Origin of the sequence: Streptomyces sp. V1I1, from assembly GCF_030817355.1 — a bacterium.
Classification (GTDB): domain Bacteria; phylum Actinomycetota; class Actinomycetes; order Streptomycetales; family Streptomycetaceae; genus Streptomyces.
Genome location: NZ_JAUSZH010000001.1, coordinates 7,681,396 through 7,696,843, shown reverse-complemented (window position 1 = coordinate 7,696,843; position 15,448 = coordinate 7,681,396). Strand labels below are relative to the sequence as shown.

The 15,448-nt window shown below is 69.5% G+C and carries 12 protein-coding genes and 1 pseudogene; 4 read left to right on the top strand and 9 right to left on the bottom strand.

What is annotated here, in order from left to right; all coding sequences use genetic code 11:
• Positions 1–45: 45 nt before the first annotated feature.
• Positions 46–540 (bottom strand): DUF6328 family protein, encoded by a 495-nt coding sequence (locus QFZ67_RS36060; RefSeq protein ID WP_307665241.1) that lies wholly within the window; start codon positions 538–540, stop codon positions 46–48.
• Between the two features lie 172 nt (positions 541–712).
• On the opposite strand from QFZ67_RS36060, the gene QFZ67_RS36055 reads away from it, so the two are divergent.
• Entirely contained in the window at positions 713–883 is a 171-nt protein-coding gene (locus QFZ67_RS36055; protein ID WP_307665240.1) for a hydrophobic protein, read from the top strand.
• A 131-nt stretch (positions 884–1,014) separates the two neighbouring features.
• Here the strand turns inward: QFZ67_RS36055 and QFZ67_RS36050 are convergent, their stop codons facing one another.
• The 3 genes from QFZ67_RS36050 to QFZ67_RS36040 all read right to left on the bottom strand — a co-directional run bounded on the left by QFZ67_RS36050 (position 1,015) and on the right by QFZ67_RS36040 (position 4,521).
• Positions 1,015–2,859: a transketolase gene (locus QFZ67_RS36050; RefSeq protein WP_307665239.1), complete on the bottom strand. Its 1,845-nt coding sequence runs from the start codon at positions 2,857–2,859 to the stop codon at positions 1,015–1,017.
• Position 2,860: 1 nt separating this feature from the next.
• Positions 2,861–4,198 (bottom strand): NAD(P)/FAD-dependent oxidoreductase, encoded by a 1,338-nt coding sequence (locus QFZ67_RS36045; protein ID WP_307665238.1) that lies wholly within the window; start codon positions 4,196–4,198, stop codon positions 2,861–2,863.
• A 95-nt stretch (positions 4,199–4,293) separates the two neighbouring features.
• Positions 4,294–4,521, bottom strand: a complete 228-nt coding sequence (locus tag QFZ67_RS36040) for a DUF6458 family protein (protein WP_307665237.1) — start codon at positions 4,519–4,521, stop codon at positions 4,294–4,296.
• Between the two features lie 259 nt (positions 4,522–4,780).
• On the opposite strand from QFZ67_RS36040, the gene QFZ67_RS36035 reads away from it, so the two are divergent.
• From QFZ67_RS36035 to QFZ67_RS36025, 3 genes and pseudogenes are all read left to right on the top strand, one after another.
• Positions 4,781–6,838 carry a phosphocholine-specific phospholipase C gene (locus QFZ67_RS36035; RefSeq protein WP_307665236.1) on the top strand — a complete coding sequence of 686 codons (2,058 nt, stop codon included), beginning with the start codon at positions 4,781–4,783 and terminating at the stop codon, positions 6,836–6,838.
• Between the two features lie 409 nt (positions 6,839–7,247).
• Positions 7,248–7,304, top strand: a pseudogene (locus QFZ67_RS36030) (hypothetical protein); the annotation flags it as partial.
• 103 nt (positions 7,305–7,407) lie between these two features.
• A complete protein-coding gene (locus QFZ67_RS36025) occupies positions 7,408–8,352 on the top strand; it encodes an LCP family protein (RefSeq protein ID WP_307665235.1) in 945 nt (314 codons plus the stop codon).
• Between the two features lie 85 nt (positions 8,353–8,437).
• Here QFZ67_RS36025 and QFZ67_RS36020 read toward each other — a convergent pair whose 3' ends face one another.
• The 5 genes from QFZ67_RS36020 to fdh all read right to left on the bottom strand — a co-directional run bounded on the left by QFZ67_RS36020 (position 8,438) and on the right by fdh (position 15,397).
• The gene (locus QFZ67_RS36020; RefSeq protein ID WP_307665234.1) at positions 8,438–9,847 is read right to left on the bottom strand and encodes an NADP-dependent succinic semialdehyde dehydrogenase; all 1,410 of its coding nucleotides are present in this window, start codon (positions 9,845–9,847) and stop codon (positions 8,438–8,440) included.
• A 99-nt stretch (positions 9,848–9,946) separates the two neighbouring features.
• On the bottom strand, positions 9,947–10,342 hold the full coding sequence (locus QFZ67_RS36015; protein WP_307665232.1) for a hypothetical protein: 396 nt from the start codon (positions 10,340–10,342) through the stop codon (positions 9,947–9,949).
• Positions 10,339–11,277 carry an NrfD/PsrC family molybdoenzyme membrane anchor subunit gene (nrfD, locus tag QFZ67_RS36010; RefSeq protein WP_307665231.1) on the bottom strand — a complete coding sequence of 313 codons (939 nt, stop codon included), beginning with the start codon at positions 11,275–11,277 and terminating at the stop codon, positions 10,339–10,341. The genes QFZ67_RS36015 and nrfD overlap by 4 nt, the downstream gene beginning before the upstream one ends.
• Complete coding sequence (locus tag QFZ67_RS36005) at positions 11,274–12,107, bottom strand: 4Fe-4S dicluster domain-containing protein (RefSeq protein ID WP_307666091.1); 834 nt, start codon at positions 12,105–12,107, stop codon at positions 11,274–11,276. The genes nrfD and QFZ67_RS36005 overlap by 4 nt, the downstream gene beginning before the upstream one ends.
• Before the next feature lie 17 nt (positions 12,108–12,124).
• Complete coding sequence (fdh, locus tag QFZ67_RS36000) at positions 12,125–15,397, bottom strand: formate dehydrogenase (protein ID WP_307665230.1); 3,273 nt, start codon at positions 15,395–15,397, stop codon at positions 12,125–12,127.
• Between the last annotated feature and the right edge of the window lie 51 nt (positions 15,398–15,448).

The following is a 15,448-nucleotide window of genomic DNA, read 5'->3' as shown; positions in this document are numbered from 1 at the left end:
GTCCCGCAACGCGTCAGGCGTTCGACGGAGTTGAACCGCGCCCCGTCAGCTGTCGGTCCGATGAGTGGCGCGGGCCCACACCGGAAGCACCAGCCAGCACAGGACGAACCACACGACCATCCCCACCACCAGCCAGATGGCCAGAGTGTCGTCGACGACCACGCGCAGGATGAGGAGCAGGGCCGACGCCATCGTGCACAGCAGGAGGAACAGCCCGACCACCGTGAGGCGAGAGGCCCAGATGACCGTCTGGGGCTTCAGCTGCTGGCCGGTGAGAAGCCTGTGGAAGGACACCGGGCCGATCAGAGCGCCGGTCGTGGCCGCCCCCAGCAGCACCGTGACCGTATAGATCGTCTGGTTGGTGTCGGAGAGAGAGGCGAAGCGCGGCTGGAAGACCACGGTGAGCAGAAAACCGAAGAGGATCTGCACACCGGTCTGGGCGACCCGCAATTCCTGAAGGAGTTCGGTCCAGCGCCGGTCCGCCCTTTCCTCCGGTGTTTCGTCCCGACCACGATCACGCTCTTCGTCAGCTTTCCCCATCTCCGGACACCTCCATATTGTGAACCGTACTTGCGCCGAGTCAGCTCCTTATATCGCACTCTCTGGGCCGCATGCCCGCGGTCGCTCTCGTCAAACGCGCGTCAAACCCGGTGGCTGAACCGACGTGTAAGCAGAAGGATTTCGGGCACCCGTTCGCATGGAGGTGCAGAAAATGGTTCCCATCCTGCTCGTTCTGCTTCTGGCACTCATTCTCTTCGGAGCCGGATTCGCCGTAAAGGTGCTCTGGTGGATTGCACTCATTGTGCTTGCCATCTGGCTCCTGGGATTCCTGATGCGGAGCACCACGTCGACAGGCACGAGGTCCCGCTGGTACCGGTGGTAGACAGCGAATTGAACGAGAATTCAATACGGCCGCCCGGTACAGGGCGGCGAACCGGCGGCCGACGGGGCCACGTTCCCGTCGGCCGCCGGCTGTGTTGGCTCGCTCAGCGCACGCCGGCTGTGTTGGCTCGCTCAGCGCACCACCGCTTGTTCCACCAGCAGCCGCACTCCCGCCGCGATCGACGGGGCGTCGATCCCGGCCATGTGCAGCTGCTCCTCCGGCGTGGCCGACCCCGGCATGTTCCGCACGCCCAGCCGCACCAGACGGGGCATCGGGCGGCCGTCCGTGAAAGCTTCCGCCACCGCGTCCCCGATGCCGCCTTCCGGACGGTGGTCTTCCACCGTCAGCAGGCACCCCGTCGCATCCGCCGCCTCCTGGAGCGTCACCGCGTCCACCGGCTTGACCGAATAGAGGTCGACGATGCGCACGTCGATGTCTTCCTGCCCGAGCAGTTCGGCTGCCCGTACCGCCTCATGGACGGTCACTCCCGCGGCGACGACCGTCACCCGGTCCCGGTCCGAGGACCGCAGCACCCTGGAGCCGCCCACCGGGAACTCCTCGTCCGGACCGTAGATGACCGGCGTGTCGCCCCTGCTGGTGCGCAGATAGCTCACACCCGGCAGCTCGGCCATGGCCGCGACCAGCCGGGCCGTCTGGTTCGCGTCGCACGGATAGAGCACGGTGCTGCCGTGCACCGCGCGGAACATCGCCAGATCCTCGAGTCCCATCTGCGAGGGGCCGTCCTGGCCGATCGCGGCGCCCGCGTGCGAGCCGACGAGATTGATCGCGGAGCGGCTGACGGCTGCCATCCGTATGAAGTCGTGGGCGCGCGTCAGGAATGCCGCGAAGGTCGATGCGTACGGGACGTAGCCGCGGGCGTGCAGCCCCACTGCTGCCGCGACCAGTTCCTGTTCGGCGATGTAGCACTCGAAGTAGCGGCTCGGGTGGGCCTTGGCGAAGTACTCGGTGCGTGTCGAGTCGCCGACCTCCCCGTCGAGGGCCACGACGTCGCCCCGCGCCGAGCCCAGCGCGGCGAGGGCCTTGCCGTACGCGGTACGGGTGGCGACCGAGTCGCCGACATCGAACGTCGGCAGGGAGAGTGGCCCGCCGAGAGTGGTGTGCAAAACCCGTGCCGCGGGGGGCTTGCGGACGTCGACCCGGATGAACCGCGGCCCGCCCAGCTCCTCGATGGCCGCATCCGCGTCGGGCAGTGGCTTGCCGTGCAGGCCTTCCCGGTCCTCGACGTCGGCGACCCCGCGCCCCTTGCGGGTGCGGGCGATGATCGCGCTGGGCTGTCCGATCGTGGCGCCGGCCTCCGCGAGCGCGGCGTCCACGGCGCCGACGTCATGCCCGTCGATCTCGATGGTGTGCCAGCCGAACGCGCCCAGCCGGCGGGCGTATGCCTCCAGGTCCCACCCATGTCGGGTGGGCCCGCGCTGGCCGAGCCTGTTGACGTCGATGATCAGGGTCAGATTGTCGAGATGTTCGTACGCCGCGTGCTCCACGGCCTCCCAGACGGAGCCCTCGGCCATCTCGCTGTCGCCCGCCAGCACCCACACCCGGTAGGGAATCTGGTCGAGCCGCTTGCCCGCCAGTGCCATGCCCACACCGACGGGCAGCCCCTGGCCAAGTGATCCGGTGGCCACGTCCACCCACGGCAGTCGCGGAGTCGGATGCCCTTCGAGGCGGCTGTCGAGGCGGCGGAAGGTCAGGAGTTCCTCGTCGTCGATGGCGCCGGCCATCCGGTAAAGGGCGTACAGGAGCGGCGAGGCATGCCCCTTGGAGAAGATCAGCCGGTCGTTGCCCGGATGGTCGGGCCGGTCGAAGTCGTAGCGCAAATGGTTGGCCAGCAGTACGGCGGCCAGGTCCGCGGCCGACATGGAGGACGTCGGATGCCCGGAGCCCGCCGCGTCGGCGGCGCGAATCGCGTCCACTCGCAACTGCTGTCCCAGTTCCGCCAGTTGGTCGTTTCGCATGTCACTCCTCCTTGTCGGGCCCGCCCGGCACGCGGGCCAGTTCGGGCGAGGCTGTGTCGAGCGGGACCGACCAGGAGCGGACGAGACCCAACTGGACGGCCTGGCGCGGCAGCAGGGCGTCCAGCAGCCAGTCGGCGGCGACGCGCACCCGGTTTCCCGGCATGGCGGCCAGGTGGTAGCCACGGGTCACGGCTCCCGCGAGCGGCCCGGACAGCGGAACGCCCAGGGGGTTCGCGGCGGCCTGCACCCCGCCGAGATCGACTGCGAAACCCAGATCGTGGTGTTCGTAATTGCGCTGCTCGCCGCGGCCGAGGGAGGCGGCGACGTTGAGTCCGGCCACCTTGCCCTGGCGTGAGGCGTGCTGAGCGGTCATCGGGGTGTAGTCCCCCGGCGTGGTCAGGTCTGGCACGGCGGCCGCGTCACCGCAGGCGAAGACCTCGGGGTGACCGGGCACGGTCAGCTTGGGGTCGACGAGGAGCCGGCCGCGTTCCACGGCCAGTCCGACTTCGGAGACCAGCGGGTCCGGACGTACGCCCACGCACCAGACCATCGTCCTGGTGTCGATGAACTCTCCGTCGTCCAGCAGGACCCCGTCGCGGGTCGCCTCCTTGACCGAGGTCCCGGTCCGCACGTCGACGCCGCGCCTGCGCAGCACCCGGTCGGCTGCCGATGACAGCCTGGGGTCGAGCCCCGGCAGGATGCGGTCGGCGACGTCCAGCAGCACCCAGCGCGGGCGCGGGCACGGGCCCTTGCCCTTACCCGTGCCTCGCTGCTTGCGGGCCAGGGCGTCGGTGAACAGCTGGCCCTGGGCGGCGACTTCGGTGCCGGTGTAGCCCGCGCCGACGACCACGAAGGTGCGGCGGGCGGCACGGGCCTCGGCGGGGGCGCCGGTGGCTGCCAGTTCTATCTGGCGGGTGATGTGGTCACGCAGATAGAGCGCTTCGGGGATCCCGCGGAAGCCGTGCGCGTGCTCGGCGATGCCGGGTATGGGAAGCAATTTGTTGACGCTGCCGACGGCGAGGACGAGGCGGTCGTACCCCAGCTCACCGGGAGCGCCCTCCGGGTCTGTGTAGTGCACACGACGTTCGTCCAGGTCGACCGTTCCGGCCTCGCCGAGCACCAGGCGTACTCGCGGCAGGGTGTCGGGGAGCGAGACGGTCACCCGGCGGGGTTCCAGGATGCCCGCCGCAACCTGAGGCAGCAGTGGCAGATACAGGAAGTAGTCGGTGGGGTTGAGCAGCACGACCTCGGCTTCGTCCCGGACTGTCCGGGAGAGCGTACGGGCGGCATGGAAACCGGCGAATCCGGCTCCGACGACAACGACACGCGAACGACTCACGACGGCCTCCGGCGCGGCGAGGATGTGGATCGGCGGACGGGCTGCCGGGTGCCCCTGCGCCGCCAGGCCAAACCCGGTGCAGGCCGCGCCGAAGCTCACTCGTAGCGGCGGCGGTCCCGCTCTTCGTCGACCAGCGGGGTCGACGGCGGCATGATCACGCGCCTGCGCTTGGCGATGCTGGTGAAGGTGGCGACGCCGATGATGCCCACGGCCATCAGGATCAGACCGATGACGTCGAGGTTGGCGCCCTTCACCTGCCAGTCGGTGGCGAATGTGAGGATCGCCCCGACCGCGATCAGGATGATGCATCCTCCCAAGCCCATAACGTCTCACCTTCCCTGCCGTACTGAACAGTGACCGCGTCCGGGTACCCCCGTCCGGACCGGCCATGCCTGCGGGGCCGACCTGCCTGCGGGCGGCAGGGGCCCGGCCCGCGACCGGGCCGTCACACGGCCCCTCCAGGTTGTTCTCGGCGAGTACCTCGTCCTTTCACACCGGCGTCACCACCCCTTCCCTTCCGCTCGCTCCTCTTGGACACTCCGCTCACTCCTGTTTCCTCACGCAAAAGAGGACTCCACACTCATGTCTGAACTCAATCGGCGCCGGTTCCTTCAGATCGCAGGCGCGACCGCGGGATTCGCGGCCCTGTCGAGCAGCATCGACCGCGCCGCCGCCATCCCCGCCAGTCGCCGCTCCGGCACCATCAAGGACGTCGAGCACATCGTCGTGCTGATGCAGGAGAACCGCTCCTTCGACCACTACTTCGGCGCGCTGAAGGGCGTACGCGGATTCGGCGACCCGCGCCCGGTGACTCTGGCCAGTGGGAAGTCGGTCTGGCACCAGCCGGACGGCGGCAAGGACGTGCTGCCCTACCACCCGGACGCCGAGGACCTCGGCATGCAGTTCATCGCGGGCCTCAACCACGACTGGGCCGGCGGCCACAAGGCCTTCAATCAGGGCAAGTACGACCAGTGGATTCCCGCCAAGACCGCGGGGACGATGGCATACCTGACCCGCGAGGACATTCCGTTCCATTACGCGCTCGCCGACGCGTTCACCGTGTGCGACGCCTACCACTGCTCGTTCATCGGAGCGACCGACCCCAACCGCTACTACATGTGGTCGGGCCACACGGGCAACGACGGCCAGGGCCGCGGGCCAGTCCTCGGCAACGAGGAGGCCGGGTACGACTGGACGACCTACCCCGAGCGCCTTCAGCAGGCGGGGGTCTCCTGGAAGATCTACCAGGACATCGGCGACGGTCTGGACGCGGCAGGGCACTGGGGCTGGATCGAGGACGCGTACCGCGGCAACTACGGCGACAACTCGCTGCTCTACTTCGACAAGTACCGCAACGCCAAGCCGGGCGATCCGCTCTACGACAAGGCACGCACCGGGACCAACGCGAAGGCCGGCGACGGCTTCTTCGACATCCTCAAGGCCGATGTGAAGGCGGGGAAGCTGCCGCAGATCTCCTGGATCGCCGCCCCCGAGGCCTTCTCCGAGCACCCCAACTTCCCCGCGAACTACGGCGCCTGGTACATCTCCCAGGTGCTGGACGCGCTCACGTCCAACCCGGAGGTGTGGAGCAAGACCGCGCTCTTCATCACCTACGACGAAAACGACGGCTACTTCGACCACGTCGTTCCGCCGTATCCGCCGTCCTCAGCCGCCCAGGGCCTGTCCACCGTGGACACCGCGCTCGACTACTTCGGCGGCAACAGCAACTACGCCGCCGGAACATACGGTCTGGGGCAGCGCGTGCCCATGCTCGTCGTCTCCCCCTGGAGCACCGGCGGCTTCGTCTGCTCGGAGGTCTTCGACCACACCTCGATCGTCCGGTTCATGGAGAACCGCTTCGGCGTGGGCGAGCCGAACATCTCGCCGTGGCGGCGCGCCATCTGCGGCGACCTGACATCCGCCTTCGACTTCGGCCTCAAGAACACCACCCCGGCCGCGCTCCCGGACACCGACGGGTACGAGCCGCCGGACAACGAGCGGCACCCCAGCTATGTGCCCAAGCCCCCGGCCAACCCCGTGCTGCCCAAGCAGGAGAGGGGGTCGCGGCCGGCCCGCCCGCTGCGTTACGCACCCCTGGTGGACGGGGCCGGGACGCCCTCGACCGGGCGCTTCACGCTCACCTTCAGCGGTGGCACGACCGCGGGAGCGCACTTCCTGGTCACGTCGGCGAACCGTACGGACGGGCCGTGGACGTACACCGCCGCAGCCGGCAAGAGCCTCTCCGATACCTGGAACACGGCCTACTCCAAGGGCGTGTACGACCTGTCGGTATACGGCCCGAACGGCTTCCTGCGCACCTTCAAGGGCCCGGGCACGACCGCGGGCCCCGAGGTGACAGCCCGCCACATGGCTTCGAGCGGCCGCGTCGAGCTGACCATGACGAATGGAGGCAGCACCGACTGTCACCTCACGCTGACGAATGCGTACGGCGGGCAGAAGCAGACGTTCACGGTGCGCGCGGGCGGACGCGTCGTGCACACGGTGGATCTGTGCGGCAGCAAGCGCTGGTACGACCTGAGCATGGTGTCCGACACGAACAGGACATTCCTGCGCCGGTTCGCCGGGCATGTCGAGAACGGTCAGCCCGGTGTGAGCGACCCGGCGATCATCACCGGCTGAGCAACTGACCGGCCGCCGTCCGAAGGGGCCGCCCGCACTGCTGCGGGCGGCCCCGCGCCTGCTCCGAATGGCGCCCCGAAGGCCGCCGATCGACCGACATCTGATCGGGGATTCGCCGCCAAATACACGCCCGGGCACTCATTCCGTGATTCCGTCGGACAGTTGAAATCCGACATCGGAGGAGTGCTCTGTGCGCAGTGTCACTGTCACGGCTGTTCTCATCGCCTCGCTCGCCGCCTCGGGCGGGTCCCTCTGGGCGGCCGACAGGTCCGCTTCCCGCTCAGCTGTCGCCGGTGAGGCCAACGGCACCAATGTCCTCGTCGTCGGAATCGACAGTCGAACGGGCCTGTCAGCCGAAGACAAGGAGCGCCTGCACGTCGGTGGCAAAGGGTGCGATTGCACGGACGTGATGATGGTCGTGCACATCGCCGAGGACGGTCGGCGGATGAGTGTGGTATCCATTCCCCGGGATTCCTATGTGGGAGTTCGCCGATCACGCACATCCACGGCACCTCGGAAAAATCAATGGCGCCTTTGCGCACGGGGGCGGAGATCTCACGGTACGCACGGTGGAGAAAGCGACCGGACTGCGCATCGATCACTATCTCGAGACGGACTTCACCGGCTTCACGGACACCGTGGACCGCCTCGGCGGAGCGAAGGTGTGTACGGACAAGCCCCTGCAAGACCTGGGTTCCGGGCTGAACCTGACTGCGGGGACACACCAGCTGGACGGTATCGGCGCCCTGCGTTACGTCCGCGCCCGGCACGTCTCACCACCCGGTGACCTGGGCCGGATGCGCCGTCAACAGCGTCTGCTCATCGAGATGCTGTCCCGGCTGAGAACTGAGAAAGCCTTCGCCGACCCGGCCGCCGCGGCCCGCACGGCCCTCAGGCTGCGCGCCTCCGTGCGCACGGACCCGGACACCAGCCTCGTGGACCTGATGGAACTGGGCTCGCACTTGCATCGGCTGGAAGCGGACCGGACGGAGTTCGCGACCGTGCCCATCTCGGATTTCGATCACCGCGTACCGCAGTGGGGCTCCACACTGATCTGGGACAAGGACCGCTCCGCCGCCCTGTGGGCCGCCCTTCGTGCGGACCGGCCGATCGTCGGTGACTCCCGGATCCGGCCCAGCATGGACGTCCCGGTCGAGATTCCGCCGGCCTGGCTGAACCTTCGGGTCACGGATCAGGAGGTCGCGAGCGCGCTGCGGGCGAACGGCTTCGTCGTGGAGTACGTCCCGCGCAAGCCCGACGAGCCACGCCCAAAGGGCCCGACCACCATCACCTACGACCCGGTCTGGGCTCGCCACGCGACCACGATCGCAGCAGCGCTTCCCGGCGCAAGCCTGCACGCCGTCGCCGGGCACGGCCAGGTCTTCGACGTCGCGGTCGGGTCCGAGGCAGGCGCCGTCGTCAAGGTCGTCCACGACCGAAGCAGCGTGGAGGGGGCGCCTGTCCACGGCGACGAGCTGCGGTGCGCGACACCGTCGGACGCGCCTGCCGGGTGACCGGGCGGCCGGGCGGGCTGCCACCCGGCGGCCGGTCTTCTCCGGGCCACTTCGGTCAACCTCGCCCGTGCTCCTCCCGGAAGGCTCAGCTCTTGTCCTTGGGCTCGGCGCCGTGCCACACCGTGGTCACGTTGCAGAATTCACGGATGCCGTGGCCCGACAGCTCCCTGCCGTATCCGGAGCGCTTGACGCCGCCGAAGGGCAGGGCGGGGTGGGAGGCCGTCATTCCGTTGAAGAAGACGCCGCCCGCCTCAATGTCGCGGGCGAACCGCTCGGCCTCTTCGTCGTCGCGCGTCCACACATTGGAACTGAGCCCGAAGGGCGTGTCGTTGGCGAGGGCCACCGCCTCGTCGACGTCGGCCGCCCGGTAGACGGTGGCGACGGGGCCGAAGGCCTCCTCATGGTGGATGCGCATGTCGGCGGTGACGTCGACGATGACGGTGGGCTCGTAGTACCAGCCCTGGGCCGGCTTCTGGGGGCGCCTGCCTCCGCACCGTGCCGTCGCGCCGCGGCTCAGGGCGTCGTCGACGAGCTCCTCGATGTCCGCGCGGCCCTGTTCGCTGGCGAGCGGGCCGATATCGGTGGACTCCTGCATCGGGTCGCCGATGGTCAGCTCCCTCATCCCCGCGGTGAAGCGCTCGCAGAAGTCGTCGTAGACGTCGGCGTGGGCGATGAACCGCTTGGCGGCGATGCAGGACTGGCCGTTGTTCTGCACCCGGGCGGTCACCGCCGTCCTGGCCGCCCGTCCGATGTCGGCGGACGGCATCACGACGAAGGGGTCGCTCCCGCCGAGCTCCAGTACGGTCTTCTTCACTTCGTCGCCCGCGATGGCGGCGACGGAACGGCCGGCCGGCTCACTGCCGGTCAGGGTCGCAGCGGCAACCCTGCGGTCACGCAGGATGTTCTCGACCGCGCCCGATCCCACGAGCAGCGTCTGGAAACAGCCCTCCTCGAACCCGGCGCGCCGGAAGAGCTCCTCCAGATAGAGAGCGGTCTGCGGCACGTTCGATGCGTGCTTGAGCAGGCCGACGTTGCCGGCCATCAGGGCCGGGGCGGCGAAGCGTACGACCTGCCACAGCGGGAAATTCCACGGCATCACGGCAAGGACGACGCCTAGCGGGCGGTAGCGGACGATCGCCCGGGAGGCACCGGAGTCCTTCAGATCGGCGGCGGAAGGGTGCTCGTCGGCGAGGAGGCCCTCGGCGTGTCCCGCGTACCAGCGCATCGCCTTGGCGCACTTCGCCGCCTCCGCACGGGCGGCGGTGATCGGCTTGCCCATCTCGGTCGTCATGGTCCTCGCGATGTCCTGCTGGTCCTCGTCCAGCAGCTGTGCCGCGCGGTTCAGCAGGTCCGCCCGCCGGCCGAAATCCGTGGTGCGGTGGCGGGCGAAGGCGGTCACCGCGAGCGCGAGTCGCCGGTCGATCTCCTCGGCTCCCAGCGCATCGAAGGTCTTGAGCGTCTCACCGGTTGCCGGATTCACGGTGGCGATGGGCATGGGACTGTCCTCCTCGAACTGGGTCCTTCGACATTTGCGCGGTACGGAGGGTCCCGCAACGCGGAACGGGGCCGGAGTCCGGCCCGGCTACCGCTCCCCCTACCGGCCTCCGCTCTCCAGCCGCAGCTGGACGTCCTTCTCCTGATCGCCGGCGGCCATGCCCTCTTCGGTCACCTCGAACGCGGCGGCGAGTGCGTCCCTCGTCCGGTCCACCGCCCAGTAGCCGCCCTGGATTCCGACCTGGAGGGCAGCGCTGAGCCGCGGGGGCTTGTCCGGATCGGTCGCCGGCCTGTCCGGAGCGTGTGTGGGCGCCACGTCGAAGGTCGCGGTCCATACGCTCAGATGCGGGTGGGGCGTGTACTGCGGGGCGTCATCGTCAGCCCGGTCCGAGGCGAATGAGTGCCCCAGTACGCGAAAGACGGTGTCGGCGTCCTCCTTCGAGCAACCGCTGAGCGTCACCACGACCGGCGTCGTGGGCTGCTGTGTGCTGTTCACCGTGGTTCCTGCCTCTCCGAACGCTGTTCAAGGGCCGCCCGCTGGGGGCCGACGGTGTACCGGGGGTCCTCGGCGGAGGCGATGCCTGCGGCGAAGACCCCGAAACGTGTGCAGGCCGAGCCCGCGAGTAGCGCGAGGCCGCTCGCGACGGCGGCCGGCCGGCTGCGATGTCCGAGGAGCACGGCGCCCACCGCGCCGGCCGCGGTGAGCAGCCGGGCGGAGCGCAGCAGTGTGCCGGCGCGTCCCTCGCGCCAGGTTTCGGCGACCATGCCGAGCCGCCGCTCGGCGGCCCTGGCGACCGTCGCCTCGGCCACGGCGGCCAGAGCGGCCGCGCACCGGGCCGGCGCCGTCTCGTGCCGGGGGCCCAGCACCAGGGCCATCCCGGAGGCCGCCGCGGTCGCCGACGCGGCGAAGACGTAGGGCAGTTCGCGGTGCACGCCGTGCCAGGCCGGTACGGCGGTGTCGGCGGCGAGGACTGCGGTGTAGGCGGCGAGCGCCGGTCCCAGCACCGCCGCGCCCGCGGTGGCCGTGGCGCCGATCCGCGGCAGCCGTCCGGTTACCGCGCTGGTGGCGGCCGCCCCGGCAGCGGGTCCGTATACCGTCAGAAGCCAGGAGCCGACGCTCATGGGTGAGGTCGGCTTGAAGACACGCAGCATGTGGGCGAATCGGCCGGGCCTGCCGAGGTCGTTGACGAGTGCGGCCGCGGACAGGGAGACGGCGGCCAGTGAAGAGACCTTCATCGCGGTCGCGGTGCAGGTGCGGCCCGTCAGGTGCGCGCCCGCCGCCAGGACCGAGCCGGCCCCGGCGAGGCCGCCGAGGAAGAAGTATCCGGCGATGTCGCGCGCTGCCCAGGCCGGCGTCTTGATGACGGGCTTTCCGTAGTACGAGTCGAACTCGGCCCGTGGCACCATCAGTTGCTCGCCGCGGCGCTTCATCGGCGTACCTTCCGTCCGGTCATCGCGGGGAGCGCGAACGACAGCGCGAAGCTGCCTGCCAGGGCGAGCGCCGCGGCGCCCGCGTGCTTCCACATCGTGGGGAGGTCGCGCGTGGTGACCACCGGGTCCGGTGGCAGTCCGTAGACCTCCGGCTCGTCCAGCAGGAGGAAGAACGCACCGTCGCCTCCGACGCCGTCCTGCGGATCGTGCCCGTACAGCCGGGCGTCGCTCACTCCGCTCGCCTGCAGCTGGTCGACCCGCAGCGCGGCTCGTTCGCGCAGTTCGTCCAGGGGGCCGAACTGGATCGACTCGGTCGGGCATGCCTTGGCGCAGGCCGGCTCCTGGCCGGCGCCGAGGCGGTCGTAGCACATGGTGCATTTGAAGGCCCGGCCGTCTGCGGGCCGTTGCTCGATCACGCCGTAGGGGCAGGCCGGAACGCAGTAGCCACAGCCGTTGCAGATGTCCTCCTGGACGACGACAGTGCCGAACTCGGTCCGGAAGAGCGAACCGGTCGGGCACACGTCCAGACAGGCGGCGTGCGTGCAGTGTTTGCAGACGTCCGAGGACATCAGCCAGCGGAACTCGCCCTCGGCGGGCGGGCGTTCGGCCTGGTCGCCGCCGTCGGCGAGTGGGAGTTCGGTGCGCCCGTCAGGCGCCGGCTGCTCGATGAACGCCACATGCCGCCAGGTGGAGGCCCCGAGCCCCCCGGTGTTGTCGTACGACATCCCGGTCAGCGACAGCCCGTCCTCCGGAATGGCGTTCCACTCCTTGCACGCGACCTCGCACGCCTTGCACCCGATACAGACGGAGGTGTCCGTGAAGAAGCCCATGCGCTCCTGCTCGGCGGTCACTTCCCGGCCTCCGTTCCGGTCGTCTCGGTGATGCCTGCCATGCGGCGGTATTCGGCGACGAGCTTCGGCAGATCCGGTCCGCGCGGCCGCCGTCCGGGGCGGATGTCGGCGGTGAGCGCCTTGTCTTCCTGGATGTGGGCGTTGGGGTCAAGGGCGATGGCGACGAGTTCGTTGGCCGCGTCGCCGGTGGCGACTCCGTTGGGTCCCCAGTGGAAGGGCAGGCCGATCTGGTGGACCGTACGGCCATGCACGGTCAGGGGTTTGATCCGCTCGGTCACCAGCACGCGCGCTTCGACGGCGTTGCGGGCGGTGATGATCGTGGCCCAGCCGCCGTGCTCCAGACCGCGCTCGGCGGCGAGCTGCGGGGACAGTTCGCAGAAGAACTCGGGCTGCAGTTCGGAGAGGTACGGCGACCAGCGGCTCATGCCGCCCGCGGTGAAGTGCTCGGTCAGCCGGTGGGTGGTGACGACATACGGATAGACGTCGGAGCCCGGTTCGTCCCCGCTGGGGTGGTAGCGGTTGCCCTCCCTCGGGTGCAACTGCCGTACCGGAGAACGGGAGACCGACGGGTACAGGGCGTTGGTGAAGGGCGAGTCCTGCGGCTCGTAGTGCGTGGGCAGCGGGCCGTCCTCGAGGCCGGCGGGTGCGTACAGCCAGCCCTTGCCGTCGGCCTGCATGATGAACGGGTCGTCGCCGCGCAGCGCGTCCGCTCCTCTGGCTTCCTTGGGCGGTACGTAGTCGGGGGCGCGGTCAGGTACGAAGTCGGGGATGTCGTGCCCGGTCCACTTCGCGTCGGCCTCGTCCCACCAGACGAGCGCCTTGCGTGCACTCCATGGTGTGCCGTCCGGGGCCGCGGACGCCCGGTTGTAGAGGATGCGGCGGTTGGCGGGCCAGGACCAGGCCCATTCGGCGGCGATCCAGTCCTGTTCGGTGTGCGGCTTGCGGCGGGCGGCCTGGTTGACGCCGTCCGCGTACACGCCGCAGTAGATCCAGCAGCCGCACCGGGTCGAGCCGTCGTCTTTGAGTTCCGTGTATCCCGAGAGCGGCGCGCCGTCGGGCCCATGACCGTTGATTTCGGCCAGGACGGCGGCCGCGATGGGTTCATCCAGCGGCCCGTCCACCGGATAGTCCCAGGTCAGATCCTGTACGGGCCGGTCCATCGGGTCTGTGGACGCGGCGAGTTTCGCCTTGATGCGACGGCCCAGGTGGTACATGAACCACAGGTCGCTGCGTGCGTCGCCCTCGGGCTCGACGGCGGCGTGGTGCCACTGGAGCCAGCGATTGGTGTTGGTGAACGAGCCGGACTTCTCGGTGTGCGAGGCAGCCGGGAAGAAGAACACCTCGGTACCGATGTCCTCGGTGCGCATCTCGCCGGTCTCGGTCTCCGGCCCGTCCTGCCACCATGTCGCGGACTCGATCAGCGAGAAGTCCCGTACGACCAGCCACTCCAACTGCGCCATGCCGAGCCGCTGGAGCCGGGTGTTGGCCGAGCCGACGGCCGGGTTCTCGCCCATGAGGAAGTAGCCCTTGCACACTCCGTCGAGCTGGGCCATGACGGTCTCGTACGTGCTGTGGGATCCGGTCAGCCGCGGCAGGTGCTCGAAGCAGTAGTCGTTCTCCTCGGTGGCCGCGTCGCCGAAGTAGGCCTTGAGCAGGCTGACTGTGTAGGCCCGCATGTGGCCCCAGAAACCCTTCTCAGTGCGGCTCGCCTCGACGTAGGCGTCCAGGTCCTCGTGGGCGTGCGCGTGCGGCATCGGCAGATAGCCGGGCAGCAGGTTGAAGAGGGTGGGGATGTCGCTGGAGCCCTGGATGGAGGCGTGGCCGCGCAGCGCCTGGATGCCGCCGCCGGGGCGGCCGATGTTGCCGAGGAGGAGCTGGAGCACGCTGGCGGCCCGGATGTACTGAGCTCCCACCGTGTGCTGGGTCCAGCCCACCGCGTAGACGAAGGCGCTGGTGCGTTCGCGGCCGGAGTTGGAGGTGAGGGCTTCGCAGACGTCGAGGAAGGTGTCGCGGGGGACGCCGCAGGTCTGCTCCACCAACTCCGGGGTGTAGCGGGCATAGTGGCGCTTGAGGATCTGGTAAACGCAGCGCGGGTGCTGGAGGGTTTCGTCGCGTGGCGCCCGGTGGCCCGCCTGTGCACCGCCCGAGCCGTGTGTCTCGGCTGCGCCGGCGGCGTGCAGCCGGTCGTGGGCGTCGGGATCCCGCACGCGCTGCTCGTACTGCTCGTCGACCTCGCCGGCGGGCGCCTGGACGTCGGCTCCCTCGTACTGCCAGCTCAGCGGGTCGTAGTGGTGCCTGTCCTCGTCCAGCCCGGAGAAGACACCGTCGAGGTCCTCGGTGTCGCGGAAGTCCTCACCGACCAGCGTGGCGGCGTTGGTGTACGCGAGGACGTACTCCCGGAAGTCCTTCTCCTCGGTGAGGACATGGTTGATGATCCCGCCGAGGAAGGCGATGTCGCTGCCTGCCCGGATCGGCACATGCAGGTCGGCAAGGGCGCTGGTGCGCGTGTAGCGGGGGTCGACATGGATGATGCGGGCCCCGCGTGCCTTGGCCTCCATGACCCACTGGAAGCCGACCGGGTGCGCCTCGGCGTAGTTGGACCCCTGGATGACGATGCAGTCGGAGTGCTGGAGGTCCTGCATGAAGGTGGTCGCGCCGCCTCGGCCGAACGAGGTGCCCAGGCCGGCGACGGTCGAGCTGTGGCAGACCCGGGCCTGGTTCTCCACCTGGATCACGCCGAGGCCGGTCAGCAACTTCTTGATCAGGTAGTTCTCCTCGTTGTCGAGGGTGGCGCCGCCCAGGCTCGCGATCCCGAGCGTGCGCGCGGTGCGCAGCCCCTCGCACTCCCACTCCCAGGTCCGCCGTCTGGTCTCGACGACCCGGTCGGCGACCATGTCCATGGCCGTCTCCAGGTCGAGCTGTGTCCAGTCGGTCGCGTACGGAGCCCGGTACAGCACCTGGTGACGGCGGGCGGAGCCGGTGGTGAGCTGGAGTGTCGCGGATCCCTTGGGGCACAGGCGTCCCCGGCTGACCGGCGAGTCCGGGTCTCCCTCGATCTGTACGACACGGTCGTCCTTCACGTACACCTGCTGGCCGCAGCCGACGGCGCAGTAGGGGCAGACGGACCGCACGACCCGGTCGGCGGTCCCGGTGCGCGGGCGGAGCCGCTCCGTGCGGGCCGACGTGACGGCCCGGCCTCGGCCCAGCGGGTCGGAGCCGGTGAGCTGCCGGTAGACAGGCCAGTGGCGGATCGGTTCGAGCACACCCATTCGCTTCCTCCAGCAGTCTGCGGTCTTGGGTCTCGCAGGGGTGTCACCACA